The organism is Pseudomonas sp. SDT291_1_S447 (assembly GCF_054070155.1).
The window spans coordinates 40,683-66,566 of sequence record NZ_JBSVXS010000015.1 but is presented as its reverse complement, the minus strand read 5'-3'; the positions used below and the strand labels follow the sequence as shown (position 1 = coordinate 66,566).

The 25,884-nt window shown below is 60.1% G+C and carries 19 protein-coding genes; 3 read left to right on the top strand and 16 right to left on the bottom strand.

Annotated features, from left to right (window positions below):
* Positions 1-26: 26 nt before the first annotated feature.
* The 9 genes from ACW9IR_RS08030 to ACW9IR_RS07990 all read right to left on the bottom strand — a co-directional run bounded on the left by ACW9IR_RS08030 (position 27) and on the right by ACW9IR_RS07990 (position 14,101).
* On the bottom strand, positions 27-2,795 hold the full coding sequence (locus ACW9IR_RS08030) for a malto-oligosyltrehalose synthase (RefSeq protein WP_457462608.1): 2,769 nt from the start codon (positions 2,793-2,795) through the stop codon (positions 27-29).
* Complete coding sequence (malQ, locus tag ACW9IR_RS08025) at positions 2,792-4,864, bottom strand: 4-alpha-glucanotransferase (protein ID WP_457462606.1); 2,073 nt, start codon at positions 4,862-4,864, stop codon at positions 2,792-2,794. Before malQ ends, ACW9IR_RS08030 begins: the two co-directional genes overlap by 4 nt.
* Entirely contained in the window at positions 4,861-6,663 is a 1,803-nt protein-coding gene (gene treZ / locus ACW9IR_RS08020; RefSeq protein WP_457462604.1) for a malto-oligosyltrehalose trehalohydrolase, read from the bottom strand. Before treZ ends, malQ begins: the two co-directional genes overlap by 4 nt.
* A gap of 17 nt (positions 6,664-6,680) precedes the next feature.
* Positions 6,681-8,267, bottom strand: coding sequence for a glycogen synthase GlgA (gene glgA / locus ACW9IR_RS08015; protein ID WP_150792632.1), 1,587 nt, complete (start codon positions 8,265-8,267; stop codon positions 6,681-6,683).
* A 618-nt stretch (positions 8,268-8,885) separates the two neighbouring features.
* Positions 8,886-9,839, bottom strand: a complete 954-nt coding sequence (locus ACW9IR_RS08010) for a D-2-hydroxyacid dehydrogenase family protein (RefSeq protein WP_457462602.1) — start codon at positions 9,837-9,839, stop codon at positions 8,886-8,888.
* Between the two features lie 13 nt (positions 9,840-9,852).
* Complete coding sequence (locus ACW9IR_RS08005) at positions 9,853-10,902, bottom strand: alpha/beta fold hydrolase (protein ID WP_102900952.1); 1,050 nt, start codon at positions 10,900-10,902, stop codon at positions 9,853-9,855.
* Positions 10,903-10,989: 87 nt separating this feature from the next.
* Positions 10,990-11,424 (bottom strand): YqaA family protein, encoded by a 435-nt coding sequence (locus ACW9IR_RS08000; RefSeq protein WP_095119026.1) that lies wholly within the window; start codon positions 11,422-11,424, stop codon positions 10,990-10,992.
* Entirely contained in the window at positions 11,424-11,870 is a 447-nt protein-coding gene (locus ACW9IR_RS07995) for a DUF411 domain-containing protein (protein WP_077572718.1), read from the bottom strand. The genes ACW9IR_RS08000 and ACW9IR_RS07995 overlap by 1 nt, the downstream gene beginning before the upstream one ends.
* A 239-nt stretch (positions 11,871-12,109) precedes the next feature.
* Positions 12,110-14,101 (bottom strand): methyl-accepting chemotaxis protein, encoded by a 1,992-nt coding sequence (locus tag ACW9IR_RS07990; protein WP_457462599.1) that lies wholly within the window; start codon positions 14,099-14,101, stop codon positions 12,110-12,112.
* Positions 14,102-14,479: 378 nt separating this feature from the next.
* Between ACW9IR_RS07990 and ACW9IR_RS07985 the strand changes: the two genes are divergently transcribed.
* Positions 14,480-15,007, top strand: a complete 528-nt coding sequence (locus tag ACW9IR_RS07985; RefSeq protein ID WP_102900954.1) for a hypothetical protein — start codon at positions 14,480-14,482, stop codon at positions 15,005-15,007.
* 64 nt (positions 15,008-15,071) lie between these two features.
* Here the strand turns inward: ACW9IR_RS07985 and ACW9IR_RS07980 are convergent, their stop codons facing one another.
* The 6 genes from ACW9IR_RS07980 to ACW9IR_RS07955 form a co-directional block, all read right to left on the bottom strand.
* Positions 15,072-16,007, bottom strand: coding sequence for a GNAT family N-acetyltransferase (locus ACW9IR_RS07980; RefSeq protein ID WP_102900955.1), 936 nt, complete (start codon positions 16,005-16,007; stop codon positions 15,072-15,074).
* The gene (locus ACW9IR_RS07975; RefSeq protein ID WP_102900956.1) at positions 15,985-17,295 is read right to left on the bottom strand and encodes a phenylacetate--CoA ligase family protein; all 1,311 of its coding nucleotides are present in this window, start codon (positions 17,293-17,295) and stop codon (positions 15,985-15,987) included. Before ACW9IR_RS07975 ends, ACW9IR_RS07980 begins: the two co-directional genes overlap by 23 nt.
* Before the next feature lie 43 nt (positions 17,296-17,338).
* Positions 17,339-19,741 (bottom strand): aldehyde dehydrogenase family protein, encoded by a 2,403-nt coding sequence (locus tag ACW9IR_RS07970; protein ID WP_457462596.1) that lies wholly within the window; start codon positions 19,739-19,741, stop codon positions 17,339-17,341.
* Position 19,742: 1 nt separating this feature from the next.
* Positions 19,743-20,873 carry a LuxE/PaaK family acyltransferase gene (locus ACW9IR_RS07965; RefSeq protein WP_457462594.1) on the bottom strand — a complete coding sequence of 377 codons (1,131 nt, stop codon included), beginning with the start codon at positions 20,871-20,873 and terminating at the stop codon, positions 19,743-19,745.
* Positions 20,874-20,883: 10 nt separating this feature from the next.
* Positions 20,884-22,131: an MFS transporter gene (locus ACW9IR_RS07960; RefSeq protein WP_457462592.1), complete on the bottom strand. Its 1,248-nt coding sequence runs from the start codon at positions 22,129-22,131 to the stop codon at positions 20,884-20,886.
* 262 nt (positions 22,132-22,393) lie between these two features.
* On the bottom strand, positions 22,394-22,534 hold the full coding sequence (locus ACW9IR_RS07955; protein WP_016985230.1) for a hypothetical protein: 141 nt from the start codon (positions 22,532-22,534) through the stop codon (positions 22,394-22,396).
* A gap of 157 nt (positions 22,535-22,691) precedes the next feature.
* Here ACW9IR_RS07955 and ACW9IR_RS07950 point away from each other — a divergent pair, with 157 nt between their 5' ends.
* The gene (locus ACW9IR_RS07950) at positions 22,692-22,880 is read left to right on the top strand and encodes a hypothetical protein (protein WP_016985231.1); all 189 of its coding nucleotides are present in this window, start codon (positions 22,692-22,694) and stop codon (positions 22,878-22,880) included.
* Positions 22,881-22,898: 18 nt separating this feature from the next.
* Here ACW9IR_RS07950 and ACW9IR_RS07945 read toward each other — a convergent pair whose 3' ends face one another.
* Positions 22,899-23,276, bottom strand: coding sequence for a fe2+ zn2+ uptake regulation protein (locus tag ACW9IR_RS07945; RefSeq protein ID WP_095118754.1), 378 nt, complete (start codon positions 23,274-23,276; stop codon positions 22,899-22,901).
* A 251-nt stretch (positions 23,277-23,527) separates the two neighbouring features.
* Here ACW9IR_RS07945 and pvdQ point away from each other — a divergent pair, with 251 nt between their 5' ends.
* The gene (gene pvdQ, locus ACW9IR_RS07940) at positions 23,528-25,882 is read left to right on the top strand and encodes a bifunctional acylase PvdQ (protein WP_258014184.1); all 2,355 of its coding nucleotides are present in this window, start codon (positions 23,528-23,530) and stop codon (positions 25,880-25,882) included.
* Positions 25,883-25,884 lie beyond the last annotated feature (2 nt).

Sequence of the window (25,884 nt, the reverse complement as noted above, 5' to 3'; positions counted from 1 at the left end):
GCAATGCTCCTGAACTGAACTCATGCTTACGTTAAGTGTTGGATAAAGAGATTGACCGGGACATCCCCCAGCGCGTCGCTGATATTCAGCTCCCTGTTTTTTGTGACTGCGCTGCTTGAAAAAAGTCCCTTCAGGTTTGTCGCAGAGGCGGCGAACGGTAAAACCACCCGCGTATCGCCCCAGCGCAGCGCATCGACCTGAGGTACAGCACTGTTTTCCAGCAGGGTTGCGCAACGGACCGGCACGATCACGATGGCCTGCTTGCCCTCGTGCTCACGGGCAAACGCGAGCACGTTGTGCGCCTGACTGCCGAGCACTTCCATGGCCTGGTAGCTGCCCCGGCGGAACAGTTCGGCATGCTCGACACGCAGGTTCAGCACTTCGGCGATCAAGGCTTGCTTGATGCGTCCGTCACGCCAGTTCGCCAGCAGCTCCACAGGTGGCAAAGGCTCCTGCAGGGCGTGCTCACGAGCGGCGTAATCCACCGGCCGGCGGTTGTCCGGATCGACCAGGCTGAAGTCCCAGAACTCATTGCCCTGATACAGATCCGGCACCCCCGGCACGGTCATGCGCAGCAAGGTTTGCGCCAAGCCATTGAGCGCGCCGGCGGCGGCGATGCTGTTGACGGTCTTGCTGAGTGCGGCGCGCAGCAGTTCGCCTTCCTCTCCGGTGAGCAGTTTTTCGGTGAATGCCTGCGCGGCGTTTTCATAGCTTTCGTTCGGCGCGCTCCAACTGCTTTGCAGCTTGGCTTCGCGCAGGGCTTTCTGCTGCCATTGCCAGATGCGTTTGGCGTAGTCGGCGAACCCGGCCTGATCGTCGTCGCGCAGTTGCAGCGGCCAACTGCCGAGCAAGGCTTGATAGAGGATCAGTTCATCGCCGCTCGACGGCATTTGCTCGTCAACGCGTACCGGGCGGGCGAGGGCGCGCCACAATTCGATCTGCTCGGCATACCAATGGCTGCGTTCACTGAGCACGGCCAGACGTGCGCGGGTGTCTTCGCCACGTTTATGATCGTGGGTGGCGGTGGCCAGCAAGTTGTCGGGGAACTCGTTCAGCCGTTGCTGATTGACTGCATGAAAGTCGCTGAGCGGGGCGCTGAACTGCTCGGTGTTGTAGCCGACATCGTTGCGCGACAGCAGCACGGCCGAGCGATACAGCGCGGTGTCTTCCACGGCTTTGGCTGCTGCCGGTGAAGTCAGTTGCTGAAAGCGTACGCAGGCATGCTTGAGAATCTTGCGTGAGCGCCCGCGCGGTTTTTGCCGCCATGGGGTCCCGCCCAGCCAACCGGCCACGCAGTCGAGCACCGGCCAGTCGGCTTCGCTCAGAGTCTGCCGGGCACCGTCCATGGCCTGCTGGAAAAATGCTTCGTCCTGCGCCGAGCGGCCCATGGCGCTGATGTAAGTGCGGTACACCGGGAAATGCACGATCAACGCCTGCAACACCCGGCGGATCGCGCCGAGTGTCAGGTCGCGGGTCATCAGGTCATCGCGAGCAACTTGCAGCAGGGCCTGGGCGACGCTTTCGCAATCACTGGCCAGCGAGCCGTTGAGGATCTGCTGACGCGCCAGTTGCGCTTCTTCGATGAAAGCAGCCGGGCGTTCGGTGCGCCGTTGCCAGAGATCACCGAGGACGTATTCGCCGTCCGGGTCGTGTTGCAGCAGCGATAGTTGATTCATGAACTCGTAACCGGTGGTGCCATCCACCGTCCAGTCGCGGCGCGGGGTTTCACCGGCGCCGAGGATCTTCTCGACGTAGATCGGCAAGTGCCTGCCCGGTGCCAGCAGATCAACGCGGCGGCGCAGTTTGCGGCAGTAGCCGCGCGGGTCGGCGAGGCCATCGATGTGGTCGATGCGCAAACCGTCGACCAAGCCTTCGGCGATCAACTGGAAGATTTTGCCGTGGGTGGCTTCGAACACCGCCGGGCGCTCGACACGCAGGCCGCCGAGTTCGTTGATATCGAAAAAGCGCCGCCAGTTGATGTCATCCGCCGCCGTGCGCCAACTGGCGAGGCGATAGCTTTGCCGCTCCAGCAACTGATGCAGCGCCTGGAAGCCTGCTTCGGTCGTTGAGTCGAAATGCTGAAGGTTGCTGTGAATCGCTTCAAGCGTCTGCGGATCGCTCGCCAGTTCGCGCAGTTCTTCCTTCAGTGGCATCGCCAGCGAATGTGCATCGGTCTGATAACTGAGCGTGCTGAACCGGTCAGCGAGGGATTTCAGCGTCTCTTGGTGTTTGAGGATCTCACCGTAGTCACTCGGGCAGATCGGGAAATGATGATCGTAGTGCTCGACGTAAAAGCTGCCGGTCTGCGCGTTGAACTGCAATTTCAGCGTGCCTTCCTGCAAGGCCACGCCGTAATCGCTGCCGAGAAACGGCAGCAGCAACTGGCCCTCCATCAACGGGTCCGGCGAATGCCACTGAATGTCGAAGAACTCGCCGTAAGGGCTGAGTCGGCCCCATTCCAGCAGGTCGAGCCACCACGGATTATCGTTGCCGCCGACGGCCATGTGATTGGAGACGATGTCGAGGATCAGCCCCATGTTGTGTTCGCGCAGGGTGCTGACCAGGCGCCGCAGCGCCGCTTCGCCACCGAGTTCGGGATTGACTTGCGTTGGGTCGACCACGTCGTAGCCGTGCATCGAGCCGGCCCGCGCCGCGAGCAGCGGCGAGGCATATATGTGGCTGATGCCAAGGCTGGCAAAGTACGGCAGCAGCGGCACCGCTTGTTCCAGAGTGAAGCCTTTATGAAATTGCAGGCGCAAGGTCGCGCGCAGGGGCTGAATGAGCGTTTGATTCATTGGTCACGCTCGGCAGCCTGAAGACGCGCACAGGCGAGCAGTTCCAGACGTCGCGCGGCGTCATCGAGCAGCGCTTCACTGGTGCCGGGCAAACGCCGCGACCAGTTCGGATGGGCGTCGATGGTGCCCGGAAAATTGGCTTGCTCGTTGATGCCCAACGCATCCTCCAGCGGTAACAGCACCAGTGGTGCGCGGGTGTGGCCGAGAAAACGCACGGCGGCATCGACCACTTGATCGGCCTCGTGGGACTCCTCGCGAAAATTCTGCGGGTCCTGACTCAAGGCGTTGCGCAAGCCTTCGCGCTCACGTTGCCGGTGGTGCCGCCATTCGATTTCACCGTTGGCATCGACAAAACCCAGGCGTGCATTCCAGTCGATGTCGCGGCCATGCCACCAACCGTTGAGTGTCGGCAGGTCGTGGGTGCTGGTGGTCGCCAGCGCGTTGTCCGGCCAGTCGAGTATCGGCTTGAAATAAGTGTTGTCCTGTTCAAACAACAGCACGCGCATGCCGAGCATCCCCCGCGCGCTGAGTTTTTCGCGCAGACCGTCGGGCACGGTACCGAGGTCTTCGCCGAGGACGATGGCCTGATGACGATGGGATTCAAGGGTCAACAATCGCAGCAGATCGTCCACCGGGTAATACAGGTACGCGCCATCGGCCGGGGCGGCGCCATTAGGGATCACCCACAAACGTTGCAGGCCCATCACGTGGTCGATGCGCAGGCCGCCGGCATGGGCGAAGTTGGCCCGCAGCATGTCGATGAAAGCGCGGAAACCATTGCGGATCAGGCCTTCGGGGGAGAACGCGGAAATGCCCCAGCCCTGACCGGAGCGATTGAGAATGTCCGGCGGCGCACCGACGGTGAGCGAGGCGAGCAACTCATCCTGGAAGCTCCAGGCCTGACTGCCGGCGCCATCGGCCCCAACGGCGAGGTCGGCGATCAGGCCGATGCCCATGCCAGCGCTGCGGGCGGCGGTTTGCGCACGTTCCAGGCAGCGGTGGATCAGCCATTGGCAAAAAGCGAAATAGCCGATGCGTTCGGCGTACTCTTCGGCAAAGGCTTCCAGCGCTGCACCGCGTGGGTCGTGCCAGTGCTCCGGCCATTGCCGCCAGTCGAGGTTTTCACCTCGGGCGGCGCGCATTTCCTGAATCGCTTCGAAGCGGCAGTGGTTTTCCAGTGCTTCGCCACCGGCGTGACGGAAACTGGCGAAGTCCGGGTGCAACGGATGGTCACCGGCGATGAAACCTTCGTACAAGGCTTGCAGGAGCTTTTGCTTGGCGTCGGCGGCGCTCGGCCAGTCGATCAGCGTCAGGTCTTCCAGTTGCGCGAACTGCTCGGCCAGTCCGGCCGCGTCGATCGCATCACGCAAGGCGCGCTCACCGAGAATGGCCCCGGGTGCTGCGTAAAGAGAATTGAGGAACAACCGACTGGATGGCGAATATGGGCTGTAGCGCCCGGTGTCGGCGCTGAACATGGCGTGCAGCGGGCTGATCGCCAGGGCATCGGCGCCGCGTTCACCCGCCACGCGCACCAGGTCTTCCAGCGCCTGGGTGTCGCCGAAACCACCGTCGCCGGGGCGGCGCAGGGAATACAGCTGCGCACTCAGGCCCCAGACGCGAGGAATCGGATTGTCCACCGCATCGCCGACGCTGAAGCAGCGCTCCGGGGCCACGGCCAGGGTGAAATACTGGTCGCTGATGTGCACCTGTTGATAGCCGACCGGGATCAGCCCCGGCAATATTGCTTCGGAATCGAGTTTCAGGTTCAGCCGCGAGCCGTCTTCAAGGTGGATTTCACACGGCGTCTCCGGTGCGAAGTACCGCGCCAGATCGACGCCGACCCCGACATCGGCGGTCAACAGCGGCGGCAAGTGACGGTCTTGTTGCACGGCTTGCAGTTCCAGCAGGCTAGCGTCGATTTCCTGCGCCGTGCTGGCGGGGTGGCCGAGGCCGATCAGGACATTGCGCAGCACCGCCGGGGCGACTTTCTGCGGGCGGCCGTTGGCGTCGATCCAGTCGACGGCGAGGCCGGCGCGGCTTGCGAGTATTTCCAGTTGCGCATCGCTCATAGGCGCTCTCCATCCAGAGGTTGCAAAGGGGTTGCGGCCGTGAGGCTGACAAGCGCGCAATACGCGGGCAGTACGCCCGATTCCGATAGATCGACGGTGGGTGGCTGTTGAAACAACCACACGGCCTCGGTCTGTGGAGGGTTGACCACTGGCGTGTCGCTGAGGTTCAGGTCAATTCGCAGCTCGCTGCCATTGCCCAGACGCCAGCGTGCACTGACCGCGCCATAACCGAGCATATGGGCGCCGAGCGCTTGCGTGCCGGACAGATGGGGAATGATGTATTGATGGCGAAACTGCAGGAGCTTCTGGTACAGCGCGAGGGTTTCCTGCTGTTTTTCGCTGCCATGGCCGATCAACCTTGGCTGTGAGGCGTGGAAGGTTTTTTCGCCATTCGGGTCGGGAATCTGCTCGCGCTTGTGCGGATCGGTGAAGGCGCTGAACGCGGCGAATTCATTGCGTCGCCCCTCACGCACCAGTTCCGCCAGTTCGCCGTGGTGACTGGTGAAAAACAGGAACGGCTGCTCGGCGGCAAACTCGTCGCCCATGAACATCAGCGGAATCATCGGTGACAGCAGCAACAACACGGTCGCTGCCTGCACGGCGCGCGGATCGGCCAGATGATGCAGGCGCTCGCCGAATGCGCGGTTGCCGATCTGATCGTGGTTCTGCAGGAACAGCACGAACGCGGTGGAGGGCAGATGTTCGCTGGGCTCGCCGCGCGGTTCGCCGTGGCGGGTGATGTGGCCCTGGAAGACAAACCCCTGACTGAGGCAGCGCACCAGTTGTTCGGTGGGTTGTGCGGCGTAGTCGGCGTAATAGGCGTCGGTTTCGCCGGTGAGCAACACGTGCAAGGCGTTATGGCCGTCGTCGTTCCATTGCGCGTTGTAGTCGTATTCCAACAGGCTGGACTGGTTGAGTTCGTTCTCCACGGTCAACCAGACGTGGCGGCTCGGGTCGATCTGCGCGCGAATGCGCTGGGCCAACTCCGTGAGGAAATCCGGGTCTTCGATGGCATGCACCGCGTCCAGACGCAGACCGTCGAAGCGGTATTCGAGCAACCACATCAGGGCGTTTTCGATAAAGAATTCGCGAACTTCGCTGCGACGAAAATCGATCGCTGCGCCCCAGGGCGTGTGTTTGTCCTCGCGGAAAAAGCCTTTGGCGTAACGATGCAGGTAGTTGCCGTCGGGGCCGAAGTGGTTGTAGACCACGTCGAGAATCACCGCCAAACCGTGGCCGTGGGCACTATCGATGAGGTGTTTAAGTTGTTCCGGGGTGCCGTAGGACGCTTGTGGCGCGTAGGGCAGGACGCCGTCGTAACCCCAGTTGCGATCGCCGGGGAATTGCGCCAGCGGCATCAGTTCGATGGCGGTGATGCCCAGGCCCGCGAGGCGCGCCAGATGTTGTTCGACTTCAGCGAAACCGCCGAGCGCACCGACGTGCAACTCGTAGATCACCGCTTCGCTCCACGGCCGACCTTGCCAGGCAGTGTGGCGCCATTGATAAGCCAGCGGATCGACCACCACGCTGTGGCGGTCGAGACCGCCATCCTGGGCTCGGGAGGCAGGGTCGGGCACCTCCAGTTCACCATCGATGTTGTAGCGGTATCGTGTACCCGCCGGGCAGCGGGCATTGATCACAAACCAGCCGTCTGCCTGGGGCAGCATCGGCAGCGACTGGCCATCTTCCAATTCAACGCTTACGTAAAACGCGTCAGGTGCCCACAGCGCAAATTGTGTGTGTTCGGCGTCCAGCTTGATCGCGCCGTGGGGCCAGTTCTCTTGGGTCCGTAACGGCATCGTTGAAAACTCCCTGATTATTTGTGGTGCGCTTTACCCAGCGCCTTGGCCACCAGTTGTTCGTAAAGTTCGGCGTACGGTTCAACCGCTTTGCACCAGTTGAATGGCGCGGCCATCGCCCGGCAGCGCATCGCATTGAGCAGTTCGGGAAACGCGAAGACCTTGAACGCGCGGCTCAGGGCCTCTTGATAGCTTTCAGCGGTGGACTCATCGAAGAGGAAACCGGTGACACCATTTTCAATGGTGTCGGCCAAACCGCCGGTGTTGCGCGCCACTGGCAGCGAACCAAAGCGCTGGGCGTACATCTGACTCAAACCGCAAGGCTCGTAACGCGATGGCATCAGCAGGAAGTCGCTGCCGGCGAACATGCGCCGGGCGTCGGTTTCGTTGAAGCCGATACGCACGCCGATCTGTCCTGGAAAACGCAGCGCCAGCTCGCGCATGGCTTGTTCTTCTTCCGGTTCGCCGCGACCGATGATTGCGATCTGGCCGCCGTTCTGCACGATGTATTCGGACACCGCGATCGTCAGGTCCAGACCTTTTTGATAGACCAGTCGCGACACCACGGCGAACAGCGGGCCTTCTGAGTCATTCAATTCAAATAGCTCACGCACGTGCGCGGCGTTGACCGCTTTGCCTTCCCAGTCACCGATGGCAAATGGCGCGAACAGGTGCGGATCGGTGGCAGCGTCCCAACTTTCATCGATGCCGTTGGGGATGCCGCTGAGCAAGCCTTGCTGGGTCTTGGCGGCGAGAAAACCGTCGAGGCCGCAGCCGAAATCCGGGGTGGTGATTTCCTGCGCGTAAGTGGCGCTGACCGTGGTGATATGGCTTGAATAGGCCATGCCGGCCTTGAGGAACGACATCTTGCCGTAAAACTCCATGCCTTCCTGTTGCAGGGCATGGTTGGGAATGCCCAGCTCCGGGCAGGAGCCGAGGCTGGTCACACCTTGATAAGCGAGGTTGTGAATGGTGAACAGGGTCGGCGTACGCTGCCCGCGCCAGTGCATATAGGCTGGCGCGAGGCCGGCCGGCCAGTCATGGGCGTGCACCAGGTCCGGGCACCAGTGAATTTGCGCGAGGTTGGCGGCGATGTCGGCAGCGGCCAGACCCAAACGGGCGAAACGAATGTGGTTGTCGGGCCAGTCACGACCGTTGTTGGCGCCGTAAGGCGAGCCTTCACGCTCGTAAAGTTCAGGGCAGATCAACACGTAGATGACCAGCCCGTCCGGCATGTCCATGCGCCCGATCTTGCACGGTGGCAGCGCGGCATGGCCACCGAGTTCGCCGATGATGTGAATCGGGTTTTCGCTGTGCATCACTTGCGGGTAACCGGGGATCAACACGCGCACGTCGTGCAGATGGGCCATGGCCCGGGGCAGGGCGGCGGAGACGTCACCCAGGCCGCCGGTCTTGACCAGATCGGCGATTTCCGAGGTGACGAACAATACTTTTTTCTTGTTGGGGTTCTGGCTCGCTACCGGAGTCAGCGTTTTGGTGCCGGGGACGTTGATCTGTCGGCTGCCGGGAACACTGATGGTGCTCGATTCACCAACCGCCTGCTGAGCACGCTCTCCCTGAATATCCAATGCCGCACTGATCATATGAATCTCCCGTCTCGTTGATCTGATTCTTGTCTTGAACAAGCGATGTCCATGGCCAAGTCCTGTGGCCGGGCGCAAACGCGCCACGCATCGGTGAGCAAACGCTACCCAACACGCGCAAGCAGAATGGGTGAATGGGCCGTTGCAAGGATTGCACCAGTCGCTTTGGCCCCGCCTTTCAGATGACCCGCCGCTGCGCGCAAAAGTTTCGAGTTTTTTTCGGCAATGTGACTGGTCGGTTTTACCCCGCGAAAGTCAGTCTAGGCCAGATCCTAGAGCGGGCCAGAGCAAATGGGTAAATTGTTCGACAATCGGTTGGCCGTCAGCGAAAACCGCGCTTGGAAGGGTGAAACGCACCGACGAAGTGCAGGTTTTTCTACGAGGGAGGGCCAAAACGGTGACTGGTCGGTCACGATTTTGTGCTAGCGAGAAGGGCGGTTGCACTGTTGTGGTGCGGGCAGTTTGTTGCTGGGGAGGCAGTGACTGCCCCTTCGCGAGCAAGCTCGCTCCCACAGGGATCTTCAGTGATCAGAAAATTTATTTCCGGCACAGATCCAATGTGGGAGCGAGCTTGCTCGCGAAGGCGATGGTCGCTACACCACTGTATTCATGAAGTTCTCAGTTCAACAGACGAATCGGACTACCCGCCGCCCAAGCCTGAATATCCTCGATCATCTGCGAAAAGAACTGTTCATAGTTCTGCCGACTGACATAGCCCACATGCGGGGTCGCCAACACATTGTCGAGTGTGCGAAACGGGTGCATGGCCGGCAGCGGCTCCTGTTCGAACACATCCAGCGCCGCGCCGGCAATGTGCTGTTTCTGCAAGGCCTTGATCAGTGCCGCTTCATCGACAATCGGCCCGCGCGCGGTGTTGACCAGCAGTGCCGTTGGCTTCATCCAGCCCAGCGCTTGCGCATCGACCAGCCCGCGACTGCGCTCGCTGAGCACCAGATGCACCGACAGCACATCGGCCTGCTCGAACAGTTGCTGCTTGTTCACGTACGTCACGCCAACCTGTTCAGCCCGTTCGGCCGTGAGGTTTTCGCTCCAGGCGATCACCTTCATGCCGAACACCTGGCCAAACTGCGCCACGCGCTGGCCGATGCTGCCCAGACCAAGAATCCCGAGGGTCTTACCGTGCAGGTCGCCGCCAAGCCCTTGCTGCCAATGGCCGGCGCGCAAGGAAATAGCCTCATTCAGCAGATTGCGCGTGGCCGCCATGATCAGCGCCCAGGTCAATTCCGGCGCGGCGTGCTTGTAACTGTCGGTGCCGCAGACCTGGATCCCCAGTTTTGCTGCGGCCTGCATGTCCAGCGCGGCGTTGCGCATGCCACCGGTAACCAGCAGTTTCAGATTGGGCAGGCGCTTGAGCAGGTCTTCGTCGAACCGCGTGCGCTCGCGCATCACGCAAATCACCTGATAGCGGCCCAGGCGCTCGGCCAGTGTCGCGATGTCGGCCGGGTAATCATGCTCGAACGTCACTTCACCGAGGCTATCGAGCACCGACCAGTCGACCACATCGCGGGCCACCTCCTGCCAGTCATCGATCACTGCAATCTGCACCGCCATCAGCCTTACCTCATCAACGAACGGGATTGGATGTATTCAGCCAGTCGAGCAGAGCCTTGTGGAACTGCGCCGGTTCTTCCATTTGCGGCGCGTGGCCCATGCCGGGAAATTCCACCAGCGTCGACTGCGGGATCAGCTTGGCCACTTGTTTGCCGAGCACCTCATAGTGGCCGATTTTCGCTTTCACCTCAGGCGGTGCGAGGTCCTTGCCGATGGCGGTGGTGTCGGAGGTGCCGATCAGCAGCAGGGTCGGCATCTTCAGGTCCTTGAACTCGTAGTACACCGGCTGGGTGAAAATCATGTCGTAGATCAGCGCCGAGTTCCACGCGACCTGGGTCTTGCCCGGGCCTTTGCTCAGGCCGGCGAGCATATCCACCCAACGATCGAATTCCGGTTTCCAGCGGCCGTCGTAGTAGGTGGTGCGTTCGTAATCGCGAATGCCTTGAGCGCTGACTTTCAGCTCACGTTGATACCACTGATCCACGGTGCGGTAGGGCACACCGAGTGCTTTCCAGTCTTCCAGGCCGATCGGATTGACCAGTGCCAATTGTTCGACCTGCTCGGGGAACAGCAAGGCGTAACGGGTGGCGAGCATGCCGCCGGTGGAGTGGCCGAGCAGCGTGGCTTTCTGAATGCCCAGCGCTTTGAGCAATTGCTGCGTGTTGGTCGCCAGTTGCTGGAAGCTGTATTGATAGTTGTCGGGTTTGCTCGAGGTGCAGAAGCCGATCTGATCCGGCGCGATCACCCGGTAACCGGACTCGCTCAAGGCCTTGATCGAACTGTCCCAGGTGGCTGCGCAAAAATTCTTGCCGTGCATCAGCACCACGGTGCGGCCATTGGCCTTGCCGTGGGCGGCGACGTCCATGTAGCCCATCTGCAGGGATTTGCCCTGGGACTGGAAGGCAAAGTGTTTAAGCGTGTAAGGGTATTCGAAGCCTTGCAACTCCGGGCCATAGGCCGGGCCTTCCGGCGCGGCTGCGGTTGACGTGGCCGCCTGCGCCGACAGGGGCAGGGCGGCGCAGAGGAGCAAGGAGGGAAGCCAACGGGAAAACGTGACAGACATAAGGTCAAACTCCGTTTGAAATTGGCCGATGCTGGAACGGCTGGATTATGCCGACGTTAAACACAGGCAATGCCCGCGCCCGAACGTTCAACCCAGCCAGCCCAGGGTCAGCATGGCCAGCACGCCATAACGGGCACCTTTGGCCAGAGTGACAATCAACAGGAAGCGCCCGAGCGGTTCGCGCATGACGCCGGCAATCAGCGTCAGCGGGTCGCCAATGATCGGCAACCAGCTCAGCAGCAACGACCAATGCCCGTAGCGCTCATAGTGTTTGCGCGCCCTGGCCATATGAGCGGGACTGACCGGAAACCAGCGTCGATCCTGAAAGCGCTCGATGCCACGGCCCAGCCACCAGTTGACCAGCGAGCCGAGAACGTTGCCCAACGTCGCCACCGCGAGCAGGCCCCAGAGCCAGTAGCGCTCGCTGACGATCAAACCGACCAGCACTGCCTCGGACTGCAGCGGCAACAGGGTCGCTGCACCGAACGCGGCAAAGAACAGCCCGAAGTAAGCGGCGCCGATCAATGGGCCGGGTAATCCGCCACGACGACGTCAGCGCCATCCTTCTTCAGGCCGATGACCTGATAGGCATCGCTCATGCCGTCCATTTCCATGCCCGGCGAGCCCATCGGCATACCCGGTGCGGCGACGCCGAGCAGATCGTCACGCTTGCTCAGGGCCAATACCTGCTCCGCCGGCACGTGGCCTTCGACGAATTTGCCGTTGATGATTGCGGTGTGGCACGAGGCCAGACGCGGAGGAACGCCATGTTGTTGCTTGAAGCTGCTCATGTCGCTTTCGACGTGATCTTCGACTTTGAAGCCGTTGGCTTCGAGGTGGCTGATCCATTTTTTGCAGCAGCCGCAATTGGCGTCACGATGGACTTCGATCGGGATCAGATCGGCGGCCTGGGCCAGGGAGGAGATGAACAGGGCGCTCAAGGCGACCAGACGCAGGTGGGTTCGCATAACGGATTCTCGGCTCGGCTGACGATCAGAAAAGAACGCATTTTGACCGGTTTTTCCCGCCTGGCATCAACGCAATGTTTCCAGTTGTTGCAAAACGCAGCACCAACCTGTGGAAGCGAGCCTGCTCGCGAATGCGGTAGCTCAAACACTGAAGCGGGGACTGAAAGATTGCTTTCGCGAGCAGGCCCGCTCCCACAAGGGTTATCTGTTGGGCAGAAAACCCTTGTGGGAAGCAGAGATCAACGGACTTTAAAACGCCCCATGATCGCGCTCACCCGGCTATTGGCCTCAAGCAGTTGGTGGGTGTTGAGCTCGCTGGCTTTGCCGCTCTGCACCAGTTCATCCACCATGTGGCGGATCTGCACCATGCTGCGGTTGATCTCTTCGGTCACGGCGCTTTGTTGCTCGGCGGCGGTGGCGATCTGCGTGCTGAGGCTGTTGATATGGCTGACCGAACCGGCCATTTCATCCAGACCCGAGTTGACCCGTGCGGTGGCATCGGCGGCCGACTGGCAGCTAGCCTGGGTGTTTTCCATGGCGCTGACCGACGAGCTCACGCCCTGCGTCAGGCGGGTCAACATTTCGTTGATTTCGGACGTACTGGCCTGGGTCCGGGCGGCGAGGGCGCGGACTTCGTCGGCCACCACGGCAAACCCTCGACCTTGTTCACCGGCACGAGCCGCTTCGATGGCCGCGTTGAGGGCCAGCAGGTTGGTCTGGCCGGCAATCGCGCCGATCACCCCGAGGATCTCGGTGATGCGCTGCGCATCCTGTTGCATGTTTTCAACTTTATGTGTGGCGCTGGCCACTTCGTCGATCAGCGCCACCACACTGCTGGTCGCCTCGCCCACGACCACCCGTGAACGGTCGGCGTTCTCGTTGGCGCGCTGTGTAAACGCAGCGGTCTCGGCGGCGTTTTGCGCGACGCTCTCGGCGGTTGAACTCATTTCGGTAATTGCCGTAACGGTCTGATCCGTTTCCGAGGCGTGACGCAGCAGGATCTGGCTGGTGTGGGCCGAGGTGCGTTGCAGGTTGTCGAGGCTCGACGCCATCGCCCCCGTGGCCTGGGTGACTTCGCCGATCATGTTTTGCAGGTAGGCGATGAAGGTATTGACCGAGTGTCCGATCGCGCCGAGTTCGTCCTCGGCGCGGATGGTGATGCGTCGGGTCAGATCGGCATCGCCGCTGGACAGCAAATCAATGTTGGCTTTCAACGCTTTCATGCGCTGCACCAACTGACGGATCGCATACACCTGCAGCAGCACCAACAAAATCACCATCGGAATCTGCAACAGGCTCAAGGTGCTGAGGACGTCATCACGCTGCGCCGTGAGCATTTTCGTCGGCAGGGCGGTGGCGAGGAACCAAGGCGTACCTTCAATCGGGCGCATGAAGAAGGTGCTGGCTTCACCGTTGTTGTCGAACTCGATGCGCTGCGCCTGATCACGGTTCTGCAGGCCGTTTTTTACCTGGCTGGCGAACGTCGACGTGCCGGCCAGTTCGCTGATGTTCTTCAGCACGATCGGGCCACTGATGCGCGAGCTGTTACTGATGATCTTGCCGTCAGCCTCGACGATGAGCATTTCGGCGTTGAGGTCTTTTTCCTTGCGAGCCACCAGGTCGTTGAAGAAGCCTAGCGTCACGTCAATGGTCGATACGCCCCAGGCGTTACCGTTTTTCTGGATCGCCATGGCGCAGTTGGTGCGCGGTTCGGCGCTGGCGTCGTCCTTGTAAGCCGCTGCCCATGCGCACTGACCGCGTGGCGTGGCCATGCCACCCTTGTACCAGCTCTGGTCGTAATAGTTGGGCGCCGCGTCGCTGTTCCAGAATGTGTTCACCGCCAGTTTGCCCGACGCGTCGCGGTGCCAGAACGTACTGAATTTGTTACGCCCGGCCTCACGCTGCCCCGGCAGCGGCCAGATCCCGCCGCCGAATACTTTCAGCTCGCCGTACTGATCCACCAGCCCCGGCAACACCGAGTCGATGGCTGCGCTGTCGAGTAACGGGATGGTCTGGGTGATGCTGCGCTGTTGCGCCTGCACTTTGTTCAACTCGCCCTGAATCTGCTCGGCCACTTCGGCGATGCGGTTGAGGACTACCTGTTCTTCGGTATGGCGCAGTTTCGGGGCGACCAGTTGGCTGATGCCGACCACGGTCAGTACCGACAGCAACAGGATGAACAGAACCAGAAACAGCGTGTAACGAGCCTGAATAGTGCGGAATGCGGGCATGGAAACCGGTCCTTGAGCTGCGATTCTTATTAGGGGCGGGGTAAAACAGTGCGGGTGTCCCTAACGTATCGTCGCTACATCGGGAAGCTTGAGGTACAGGCGTACTAAAAAGGCGCGCGCTGACGACTGGTCAGTATCGGCGTTGATACATGAAGCTGACTCACGCGTCTGTCAGCGCGCAAAATCTTTTCGAAACCGTGTAACGGGCGCCTCGCGAGCCAGCATCCATGGGCATTGCTGGTTTGTATCGAGAATGTACGAGAATTGTAAAAAAATGCATGAAAAGGTTTGGTGCCATTACGTGGCCGGTAGATACTCCCCGGCATCCGAATGGTTCAACGAAGGACATTTCATGTTTATTTCACAGGGAGTTTTCTCATGACAATCGGCATTGTCGGCGGTTGGGAGAGCAAGGCTGGCGTGATGGTGCGCAATACCGGCGCGAAGAAACAGGTGTCTCAAAGTGTCAAGGTGCAGCAGATGCTCACCATGGTCGGTAACGATCCAAATGCCTTGAATGTCGCCGAAATGGACAAGCAAGGCCTGCGCAAGAATATCAAGGGCTTCGATCCGACTAACGTCTCGGTCAAGCAAATGGGCAACCTCAGCGCCATGCTGCGCAGCCGAGGGCTGATCTCCGAGATCACCTCTTTCACGCTGATGAATGCCGGCGACAAGTTCGACCGTTTCGGCGTGACCAAAGACATTGATGCCAAATTCAACGCCCTGGAGTATTTCGCGACTCAACTCGATGCGATCCAGAATAATGGTCTCAATGGCAACGCGTACGGCAAGAACCTGATCCCTGAATTCAAAAAAGCGATCTACGTTCTGCAAAACCTCAAGACTTATGGTGAAGGCAACGCGCCGCTTCCCCCTAAAGACGGCATCAAAGCCAAGGCTTGAGGCTACAGAAAATGACCCGCTCATATTGCGCGGGTCATTTCGCAAGACCCACGATGCGTTCAAGTCACCGCGGCGTTTCGCTCAGGTGCAGGGCGAGTTGCTGCTGAGCCTGATCATGTAACTGCTGCATGTGCGGGCATTGCAGTGTCAACCCGCGCAGCCGGTAACCTCGGTGAAACAGTGCCAGCCATCCCTCTTCCTTGCCTTCGGCGGGTGCCAGCCCGGTAAAGACAAATCCGACAGCTGCGAGCCTGCTCAGGTCCCAGGCAAATTGCTGTGACAGTCTGAGCCGGATCGAAATCAGCCAGTGCCGGGGCAATTGGCGTATCTGTTCAAGCAGGGCGGGCCGCAGATGCTTGAGGTACATGTCATAACGATTAGCGTGTTGTTCCAGACGAATCGCTGCACCATGCCAGCGACTGGTTCGTTCCTGCGTACCGAAAGCCCGACATAAATGCTGCATGAAGTCCCGGCAACTGTCTGGCCAGGTCTGTCGGGGCAGCGGGCGGCGATAGCCGTCAATCATGCGGCAACCCACAACGATCGACTCTGGCGCCGGGCTGCCGAATGGCGATGGGACGTAATCGGGCAGCAATCCGGTGTTTTGAAAACCGAGGTTGATGGCCATCCGCTGCGTATACGGATGATGAGTCACTTGCTTGATCGATACGTTGTGACAGCCCAGCGCCTGTGCGTGAGTCAGCAGTTGCTGGCCCAGGCGGGTGGCAATGTTTTGTCCCCGGGTATCAGGGTGAACCACGCTCAGGGCCAGTTCCGCGATAGGTGAGTGGGTGTCGCGAAACAGTGTGGCGTGCCCGCAGATCTGTTCGCCGGTCACCGCGACCAGCGAGTGCCAGCGTTTGTCGGCGTGGTTCTGGCTGATCATGTGCGGCAGGTAGACATGGGGTTGCACGTAATGGTCGCCATACACCTGACGGAACAGCACACTGACGGCCTCGGCATCGCTGTCGCGATAGTTACGCAGAATCAACGGTTCCATCCGGCACCTCCTTGTTCCTCGTTCCATAGCAGCGCAGATCGAGCACGCGCAGGCATTTGCCCGAGCGGGGGTGGCGCGGCAGATCCTCAAGCGAGCAGCACTCGATGTGCAGGACCAACAGATGATCGGTCTGCAGTTGCGCGATCAACGGGTAATGCGCGATCAACTCGGTTCTCAGCTGCCGATCGACTTCGGTCGTGGCAGGAGATTGCGCGGTCGCCACCCATCTCAGCTTCAGCACATCCCTGTGCCCGGACTGTTCAATGACCAGTTGCCAGTCATCGCTGGCGGCGATGCTTCGGGTCATCTGGCCGATGTCGTCTGGTATCAGTGACACAATCCCCACGCGAACGCGTTGACTGCTGGCGCTACGGCCCTTCAGGGCGAATTTGCGTTGCGCTGCGCCGGGGGGCTCTCGCCAACAGGCCCGGTCGCCAACCGGGTAGCGAATCAGCGGCATCAAGCGCCGGTCAAGATTGGTCAACACCAACAAACCGGTACGATCGCAGGTCTCGATGACTTCGCCGGAGTGTTCATCGATGATCTCCAGCAGGGCGTGGTGCTCATGCATGCGATGCTCGTCTTCTTCACAGTCGCGCTGGCTGCTGCCGATGAAGCCCGCATCGACGCTGGCGTAACCGATCGACGCAATGCGCGCATCGGGGAACGCTCGTTCGAGCAGTTCGCGCTGCGACGCGAACAGGCTTTCACCGCCATACAGAAGGGTGTCGATGCCGGGCATTGTTTGCTCCCGGCGTTTGAGCCATTCGGCGAACGTCAGCAGGTGGGCGGGCAGCCCAGCCAGCACATTGATCCGGTGCTGCTCGATCGATTGCGCCAGAACACATGAGTCGACGTCGCCGGTGAACGGAAACTCGGTGATATTCACGGCGACATGCGCCAATGAATCGTGGATGAACAGGAAGCTGGCATACAAGTCGCCGGCGAAGAACAGATTGGCTACCCGATCACCCGGTTTGAACTGCGAGCTGAGGCTTGTGCCGAACTCGGTTACCAAACGACGCCACTCGCGCTGGGTATACACGGAGAGTTTTCCGGCGCTGGTCGAACCGCCGGTTTTGAACACCAGTGCGCGCTCGCGGGTCGCGGTCAGTACCGGCCAATGATCCAGTGACTGACTGTTTTGCCAATAAGCAAGAGGCTCAATCAGCGGCAGTTGCGTCAGTGAAGTTACTTGATGGGGTACATCTGCCAGATGTTTCGCATAGAACGGCGAATGCTGACGAGCGAAAGTGATCAACTCGTTCAGCGGTTCAGAAGTTTTCAATAGGTCACCCTTTTTATAGTTGTCAGATCGAACGCAGAAAGTGTCAGCGCCGTGAATCAATCAATATCGGCGTCTTGCCGCTGTGTGTGTTTCGAATGAAGTTTTCGATTGCGCAGACTTCAAACTCCACGATCAACAGACCGGTCTCGACAAGGGTCGCCAAGGTCAAGTAGCCGCACAGCCGTTCCTGCGCGTCGGCCGCTTGCAGTTCGCTACACACGCGCATACGTTCGAGACCATCGGCGGCATGATCCAGCCGCAGTTGAAATGGCACCTGCAGGTGCACCGCCAATTCGCTCAATGAAATGAAGTCAGTGCCGATGCGGATCAGCTTGCCGTGGCGCTGCAGCAGCTCGAAGCGCGGCGATGTCAGCCCGCAGGGGCAGGGGCCTGACAACCAGCGACCGGTGTCGCCTATGTCATAGCGCATAACGGTCTGGGCCTGGCGTGCGGTCGATGTGAAGAGCAAGCGGCCGACCTGATCGCCGGCCACAGGTTGATCGCTGTCCAGGGCCACGATTTCCAGATGCTGGGTGTCATTCATCAAATGAAAAACACCATCGCCCGTGGCCTGGCAGGCGTGGCCGAGCGGCCCGGCGTCGACACTGCCGTAAATCGCCGAGCGGATGCTGGAAACCCCACAACTGAGCAGCAAGTCGCGGCTGTGTTCACTGAGATGCTCGCCTCCGAGAAAGACCTTTTCGACTCCGCCGTAAGCTTGCAACCGTGGCCGTTCGTCAAGGAACAGCCGATGCAGCGTGCTGGGCATACCGATCAACACCGTCACCCGCTGACTGACGATCAGCTCGGCGATTTCCCGGTAGTCGTCATCGGACGGTGCGGCCATCGGCAGGTGCGTGATGTCGAGCAACTCGAGCACTTTGGCAAAGCTGAGAAACCCGCCGTACAGCCCCCCACAAAAGAACAGGTTCATCACCCGGTCACGCGCCGGATCCAGGCCGGCGGCGAACAAGCCGTCAGCCGTGGCACGCATCTGCCGGTGAAAGTCCTGGTAGCTATAGACCGACAGCGCCGGCATGCCACTGCTGCCTCCAGAGCGAAAATACAATTGCGCCGTAGCGTTCAGCGGCTGGGCAGTGAAGGCGGCCTTGTCCATGATGGGCTGGCCGTGCAACGTCATCGGCTGCGATGGCTGATCAAGGGTGGCGTGGTTGGCAAGCACACCGCAGGGCAAGCTGGCCGAGACGCGTCGGCTAAGCCGCTGCAACGCATAGACGCCGTCATGGGGTTCGCCGTCATAGCCCTCGTGGATGCCAGCGACCTGCGTGATTCGCGTGACACCCGCAGCGATCAATGTACGTGCCAGTTCGCTGATTTGGCGGTCGCCGCACACCAGCGCACAGCTTTGCAGGACATTGCGCCATGGCAGCAACGTGTCGGTGATCAGTGACCGGGGTACCGGATGCAGCAGTACGCTGCGAAACAGCGGTGAAGGCGTGAGTTGACGTTCATGCGTCCAGATCACCTGCCAGCCGGGTGCGTGCCAGATATCCCCGGTTTGCTCGGCGAAGCTGTGCCCCAGCCGTGCCATTTGCATGTGCGTGGTGATTTGCGCGGCCTCCTGCAGCGTCGGCAACAGTGCCGGCCAATGCCCGGCGCGGCGTTCGAAGGCGGCAGACAAGCGTTCCCCGATCTTGCGTAGTACCTGCGGATCGTCGCTGTCCACCAGCAACCACTGCGGGCTGGAACAGGCCTGCTGATCCAGCCGACAGACTTCGTCAGCCACGGCGTCCAGATTCTCCGGGGTGGCTGCATCGGGCGTCAGATAGACGAAGCTGATGCGGTGCCCCCAGTCGATCCAGCGACACCCGGCCGGAATCTGTTGGCGAATCGCTTGCAGGGCCGCTTCACCCCCCCAGGCCGCGACGCCATTGGCGTGTTTGCACAGTGATGCGATTTGCGCCGTACTCACCGGCAGTACGGCGATATAACCAGCCAGTTGGCCGCTCGGATCGCAGTGCAGCAAGGCGCCGAGCAGGCGGGCGGTCAGCCCTTCATCGCTGCTGCTGGGGCGCAACCAGTTGACGTTGCCGGCCAGCAGGCTTTCCAGCACCGCGCAGAACGCCAGCAACGGCGCGTTGCCCGGCGTAATGTGGACCACCAGGCCAAGCGGGCTCCAGCGTTCGAAACGTGCTTGCCGATAATCGATACGGCGCAATGAATCGGGCTGCGCGCCGAGTTCGCGCAGCAGTTTGCTGTGTAACGCCTGCGGCTCGCAGAAGTCGATCAATGCCTGGCGTTGCTCGGCATCGAGTGGCAGTGCGGAATCGGCGCTGCGCAGTCGTTCTGCGAAGTGAGTGGCAGCGTGGATGACCGTGCTGCTTTGCAGCGGGGTAGCGAGGTGTTGCGCCAGATCGGCGTGAAGGCAGGCAAGCGCTTCGTCGAAGCTGAAAGCGTCGTGCAGTTGGCCGTTGATCAAGTACATATCAATGGCTCCCCAGCAATTGCGCAGCCGCCATGGCACAGCTTCTGCCGGCCGTGGTGCCTGCCCGGCCATGGAGTTCGAACCAGTCGCTGGCAAGTCCACAATCGCAACTCGTGCCAGGGTGCAGCGTTGCCAGATCGCTCATCACCACCGAGTGTGCAGGGCTGGACGAAATGTAGGGCGAGACGAATCCGAGCAAGCCTTGCTGGCCATAAGGCTGAACGCAGAAGTCCATCGGATTGCGTACGAACACCTTTGAGTAGACCGGGACATGGAAACGATGCCGGGCACATTCGATGTAAGGCACGGCGTGCTCCACGGCACCATAGCCATCGCGGCATCGGGATATTTCAATGCCCAGCTGACGATGGATGGCGCTGTACAACTGCTGCTTGGGGATTTCATCGGCGGCCCGGGTTTTCCAGCCGCCGCCGAAAAACACCAGCGACTCTGCAGGCAGCTCAAGGTCTGGCATGCAGAGGGCCTGCATGCGTTGCAGGGCCTGCCAGAGAAACGCCGGGAAGCCGAGGATTCGCACCGGCAGACCTTCTTCGGCAAACGCCTGTAAGGCACTGATCACGCCGAAAACGTCAAACTGATGACCTTCGCCAGTGCTGCGCAGGGCGTAGACCACACGGTTGACCGGGGCGAAACGGCACAGGAACTGATCGGTGAACGAGGTGCCCAGGCTGATCCGGCCTTGTGGCTCGTAGCTCAGCAGCAAGTAGTTGCAGGGCATATCCGCGGTGTCCCAGCCGTAATGCCGAAATATCTGCGCAACCATCCATTGCGCACCCGCCAGACTGCGTTCGTCGTAACGCATACGGCTTTTCTGTCCGCTGGTGCCGGAGGATGTCAGTTCCAGCGCGTCCTCGCCGACGCTGCTGAGCAACAGTCGCTGCTTGAAAAAGTTGGCGAAGACAGGGGGCAATCGTGACCAGTCATCGAGACTGTCGAGATCATTGAGGTGCAGTCCGTTGGCATTGAGCCAGGCTTCATAGCCGGGTGTTTGCTGGCAGTGAAACCGACTGATCTCGGCCATGGCCCGGTCGAACAACCCCGGCGGTACGGAGTCTTGACAGTAAGGGCGTGGCAATGCGCAGAGCGCGTCGCTTGAGGGTAAGTGAATCATCAATATTCCTTTATTGAGCTTTGGTAGAGGCGGCTTTGGCGTCGTGCAAGAACCCGTGCAGCAAGGGCAGGCATGTCAGGCCACCGAGGGCGGACAACAGCGCAAAGAAGTCAAGGCGTGTGCCGCCGCCGATCGCGGCAATGAGTGAGGCGCCGAGGCCCATGACGGCGATGGAGATCATGCCGATCATGGCCGAGACCAGCCCTTTGCTGTCCTCGGTACAGAACAGCGCCAGTCGATACAGAGTGGCGTTGCAGATGCCCAGTCCGACGCCGTAGAGCGCCAGGCTGGCCACCACCGGTACGGGGCCGGCAGCCAATAATGCGCAACCGAGCAACGCCACGAGCCCCATGCACAGCGGCCAGAGGCCGATCCTGATCAACTCGGGCAAGGCGTGCGTGACCAGTAAGCGGTTGAGAATCAGGTTGCCGACGATGACGGCGGAGAAAATCGGCATCTGCCACAGCCCGTATTCCAGTGGCGTCTGGCCCAACAGCTGGATCAGCAGTATCGGCGACAGGCCGATCCAGGCGATCAGGGGGAGGCTCATCAGCCCTAATGCAAGGCTCGCACCGAAGAACCGGCGATTGCCGAGCAAGGCAAGGTAGCGCTGTCGCGTGCGTTTCAGGGAAAAAGGTATCGGCGCCTGATGCTGCCCATCACGACGTATGACGCCCACGGTTTCCGGCATCCAGGCGTAGAGCCCCAGCCAGACCATCGCTGCGACAAGGCCTAACGCCAAGAACAACTCGCGCCAGTTCAGCCATTGCAGAAGCAGGCTGCCCAGCAACGGCCCCAGCAACGGTGACAGCAGCGCGACATTGCCGAGCAAGGCCATGAGACGCACGGCATCAGCCTCGCAGAACACCTCCTGCAGTGCCGGATAACTGACCGAAATGACGAAGCCCAGTCCCATACCCTGTAGCAGGCGCAACAGATTGAAAGCTTCAATGCTGTGAGCGGCAAAAGCGGCCGAACAGGCCACACCGAATATTGCACATCCGATCAATAACAGGCGTCGTCGCCCCCAACGATCAGAGAGTGGCCCCATCAGCCATTGCAGGCAGATACCCCCCAGCAAATAGAGATTGAAGGCGTTGGGAACATGTCGAATGTCGGCCTGAAGTTCTGTCGTGACATCCAGCATGGCCGGCATGACCAGGTCACTGGCCATATACGTCAGCAGTTCAAACGCAGTCAGTGCCAGACAAAATCCGATAATCTGGCGTGGCCCGATTGTTATAAGTGTTCTCTGCATACACATCCTTGTCTGTGTGTGTTGAAAAAGGCATGCAGAGACTAGAGCTAGCCAAGTGGCTGACCTAGTTGTTTGCTAAGACATTAAATTTCAAATGCTTGCAGCGTATTAGTTGGATCCAAAAACAGCAGAAGATAAATACGCTCGAAGGTCGGTGGAATGAAAAATGCCCGCACAGGGGCGGGCATTGTTTATTTGAGTGAACTAACGAGGTGAATGCAGGGTGAATCTTGGGCGAGCGGGCAGGGCGAAGTATTCACCACTAACGATGCTGGTAGTAGCCAGGGCCTCCCCGGTCGTAACGGTGGTGGTCGTCATGCCAACCGCCGTGGGGGAAGATGATGCATCCACTCAGGGTCAGCAGGGCTAGAACGGGAATCAGCCAGGTGATTCGACGCAACATTTGAAAAATCCTCATGGTGATGCCGTCATGAAGCCAAAACTCTTCATCGGCTGTAACATGAGACCCCGTTTGTCACTGCGCATCCCCGTAAAACGGTAAGCGCATGGCATGCAAGCGGATACAAACCGGATACATTCCAAAGTTTCAGGAAACCGTAATGACCCAGAAGCAACGCTTGATTTATTCGATTGTGATCGCCGTGTCCGTACTGGCGATCATGCTCGGTCTGTCCTGGCTGCAAAACGCCGGGAAGATCGATGAAAAGACCTTTCAGTACATCGCCATCGGTGTGGCGGTGGTCGTGGTGGTGATCAACGGCGTGATGCGCCGCAAGGTCAAGCCCTGACGGCGTTCGTTACACGTTTCAATCGTTGTTGAGGACGGCAGCAGCCTGTGGATGCAGGCTGTAGCTCTTGTCCGCATTGAAGGTGATCACACCTTCGGCGCACAAACGCTTGAGCACTTCGCGTACGCTGAGGAAGGACAGCGGAATATCCAGATCCAGCAATTGGCTGTGGACGCCGCGCACCCCCAGGCGACGGTCGCTTTGCGCCGCCACCAGCAGCGCGTCGATGACTTTCAGGCGAATCAGACTGGTGCGCAGACCGAAACTCTTCAGCAACAGGCGAATGCGTTCGTTACCGTGACGTTCGCCGCGTTGCCCGAAATCGCTCGCGTGTGGGCTCATGGAAGCTCCTTGGGGGGCCTGGCTACCGTCCATTGGTAGGTGCGAGTTGTACATGCGATTACTCCTTTTCAGAGCCTGATCGGGAAAGGGTTTTCTTGCTCTCTCTAAACAAGACGTTTGAGCACGACAAATCATGAAAGAAAAAATGTAGAAAATTTGTCGCCGATTTGTCTTCTCTGCGTGATTGCGAGACAAATCTTCGTGAGTCGCGGTAAATCTTTTTCCCTGATCTTCGTTACCTGTGGAGTCTCCCTGCGCACGGATGCGTTGTGCCCTCAGGTTTTGATATTCGATCAGGAGTTACAGTGACCATTCTTTCCAGACGATTGACCGGACTGGCCTTCGCCGGTGTGTTTCTTGGATTCAGCGTGTCGGCCTATGCCTTCAGCCCGAGTTCATCGGCCGAGACCGGTACCGAAATCCGTCGTACCGGTTTTGGCGTACCGCATATCCGCGCCCAGGATGAGCGAGGCCTGGGCTTTGGCATCGGGTATGCCTATGCACAGGACAATCTCTGCCTGTTGGCCAACGAGATCGTCACGGTCAACGGCCTGCGTTCGCGCTATTTCGGCCCGGACCAGGTGACTGTCGAAGCACGCCCGAACCGCGTCAGCGATGTCTTCTTCACCTGGCTCAATCCCCCCGAAGCAGTCAACACCTTCTGGCAGGCGCAACCGGCCCAGGTGCGTGATCTGGTCGAAGGTTACGCTGCCGGCTATAACCACTATCTCGCCGAGCGACGTCAGCAAGGCCTGCCGCAGCAATGTCAGGGTGAGTGGGTGCGCGATATCACCTCGGCAGACCTGGTCAAGTTGACCCGTCGACTGTTGGTTGAAGGTGGTGTCGGACAGTTCGCCGAAGCCTTGGCGGGCGCGACACCGCCGCAGGCGACTGCGCAGCGTGTCCAGGATGCACAGGCCTTTCAGCTGGCTGATACACGTCAGCAGCGATTTGCCCTCGATCGTGGCAGCAATGCCCTGGCGGTGGGCAGCGAGCGTTCTTTCAACGGTCGCGGCATGCTGCTGGCCAACCCGCATTTTCCGTGGGTCGGCGCCATGCGTTTCTATCAGATGCATCTGACCATTCCCGGCAAGCTGGATGTCATGGGCGCAGCCTTGCCGGGCCTGCCAATGATCAATATCGGTTTTAACCAGCATCTGGCCTGGACCCACACGGTCGATTCCTCGAAGCACTTCACGCTGTATCGTCTGCAACTGGACCCGAAAGATCCGACGCGTTATCTGCTCGACGGCAAATCCTTGCCGATGAGCAAACAGACGGTGACTGTCCAGGTCAAGCAGGCCGATGGCCAGGTAGTGCCCGTAGCGCACGATATTTACAGCTCGCAGTTCGGCCCGGTTGTGCAATGGCCCGGCAAGCTCGACTGGAATAATCAGTTCGCTTACAGCCTGCGCGATGCCAACCTCGACAATGACCGCGTGCTGACGCAGTGGTATGCGATGAACCAGGCTTCCTCGCTTGAGCAACTGCAGGACTCGGTGCACAAGATCCAGGGCATCCCGTGGGTCAATACCCTCGCTGTGGATGACAAGGGCCAGACGCTGTACATGAATCTGTCGGTGGTGCCCAACGTCAACGCCGAGAAACTGGCCAAGTGCAGCGACCCGCGCGCCGGGACGCAGATGATTCTGCTCGACGGTTCCAACAGCGCCTGCGCCTGGGACGTCGACCCGCAAGCTGCACAGAAGGGCATTTATGCGTCCAGCCAACTGCCGCAACTGTTGCGCAAGGATTTTATCCAGCACTCCAACGATTCCGCGTGGCTGGTCAACCCGGCACAGCCGCTCACCGGCTTCTCGCCACTGATTAGTCAGGACGGTCAACCGTTGGGCATGCGTTCGCGGTTTGCGCTGGATCGCCTGGGCAACCTGAGTAAAAAAGGTCCGCTGCGAGTGAAGGACCTGCAGCAGATGGTCATGGACGATAAGGTGTATCTGGCGGCCCAGGTCGTACCGGATCTGCTGAAGTTCTGCGCCGCTGACCTTGGCGCCGATGCCAGGACTCTGAAACCGGTCTGCACCAGCCTCAAGGAATGGGACGGTCGCGCCAATCTGGACTCGGGTCTGGGTCTGGTGCATTTCCAGAACATCATGCAGGCAATGCAACATTCAGCGGATATCTGGCGCGTCGCTTTCGATCCGAAAGACGCGCAACACACCCCGCGCGGTCTCGCGGTCGAGCAGCCGGCCGTGGCACAGTCGCTGCGAGAGGCGATGCTGGCTTCGGTTGAAGCGACGAACAAGATGGGCCTCAAACCGCAAACCCGCTGGGGCGATATCCAGGTGGTCAGCAGTGGCGGGCAACAGACACCGATTCATGGCGGGCCGGGTCAGTTGGGGATCTACAACGCCATCCAGAGCGTGCCCCGCGAGGACGGCAAGCTTGAGGTGGTCAGCGGTACCAGCTACCTGCAAGTGGTGACGTTCGATGAAAAAGGGCCGCACGCGCAGGGCCTGCTGGCGTTTTCGCTGTCGAGCGATCCGGCATCGAAGTATTCGCGGGATCAGACCGAGGCCTTTTCGAAGAAACAATGGAGTGTGTTGCCCTTCACCGAGCAGCAGATCAAGGCCGATCCGCAGTATCAGGTGCAGACCATTCGCGAGACGCTGGACAAGGCGGGGAAAGTAGCCGCGCAGTGAAC

What these genes read in the sequence shown, in the direction of transcription:
- ACW9IR_RS08030 (WP_457462608.1), bottom strand. Translation starts at nt 2,795, where the DNA reads ATGAATCAAACGCTCATTCAGCCCCTGCGCGCGACCTTGCGCCTGCAA.
- malQ (WP_457462606.1), bottom strand. Translation starts at nt 4,864, where the DNA reads ATGAGCGATGCGCAACTGGAAATACTCGCAAGCCGCGCCGGCCTCGCC.
- treZ (WP_457462604.1), bottom strand. Translation starts at nt 6,663, where the DNA reads ATGCCGTTACGGACCCAAGAGAACTGGCCCCACGGCGCGATCAAGCTG.
- glgA (WP_150792632.1), bottom strand. Translation starts at nt 8,267, where the DNA reads ATGATCAGTGCGGCATTGGATATTCAGGGAGAGCGTGCTCAGCAGGCG.
- ACW9IR_RS08010 (WP_457462602.1), bottom strand. Translation starts at nt 9,839, where the DNA reads ATGGCGGTGCAGATTGCAGTGATCGATGACTGGCAGGAGGTGGCCCGC.
- ACW9IR_RS08005 (WP_102900952.1), bottom strand. Translation starts at nt 10,902, where the DNA reads ATGTCTGTCACGTTTTCCCGTTGGCTTCCCTCCTTGCTCCTCTGCGCC.
- ACW9IR_RS07995 (WP_077572718.1), bottom strand. Translation starts at nt 11,870, where the DNA reads ATGCGAACCCACCTGCGTCTGGTCGCCTTGAGCGCCCTGTTCATCTCC.
- ACW9IR_RS07990 (WP_457462599.1), bottom strand. Translation starts at nt 14,101, where the DNA reads ATGCCCGCATTCCGCACTATTCAGGCTCGTTACACGCTGTTTCTGGTT.
- ACW9IR_RS07985 (WP_102900954.1), top strand. Translation starts at nt 14,480, where the DNA reads ATGACAATCGGCATTGTCGGCGGTTGGGAGAGCAAGGCTGGCGTGATG.
- ACW9IR_RS07980 (WP_102900955.1), bottom strand. Translation starts at nt 16,007, where the DNA reads ATGGAACCGTTGATTCTGCGTAACTATCGCGACAGCGATGCCGAGGCC.
- ACW9IR_RS07970 (WP_457462596.1), bottom strand. Translation starts at nt 19,741, where the DNA reads ATGTACTTGATCAACGGCCAACTGCACGACGCTTTCAGCTTCGACGAA.
- ACW9IR_RS07965 (WP_457462594.1), bottom strand. Translation starts at nt 20,873, where the DNA reads ATGATTCACTTACCCTCAAGCGACGCGCTCTGCGCATTGCCACGCCCT.
- ACW9IR_RS07960 (WP_457462592.1), bottom strand. Translation starts at nt 22,131, where the DNA reads ATGCAGAGAACACTTATAACAATCGGGCCACGCCAGATTATCGGATTT.
- ACW9IR_RS07955 (WP_016985230.1), bottom strand. Translation starts at nt 22,534, where the DNA reads ATGTTGCGTCGAATCACCTGGCTGATTCCCGTTCTAGCCCTGCTGACC.
- ACW9IR_RS07950 (WP_016985231.1), top strand. Translation starts at nt 22,692, where the DNA reads ATGACCCAGAAGCAACGCTTGATTTATTCGATTGTGATCGCCGTGTCC.
- ACW9IR_RS07945 (WP_095118754.1), bottom strand. Translation starts at nt 23,276, where the DNA reads ATGTACAACTCGCACCTACCAATGGACGGTAGCCAGGCCCCCCAAGGA.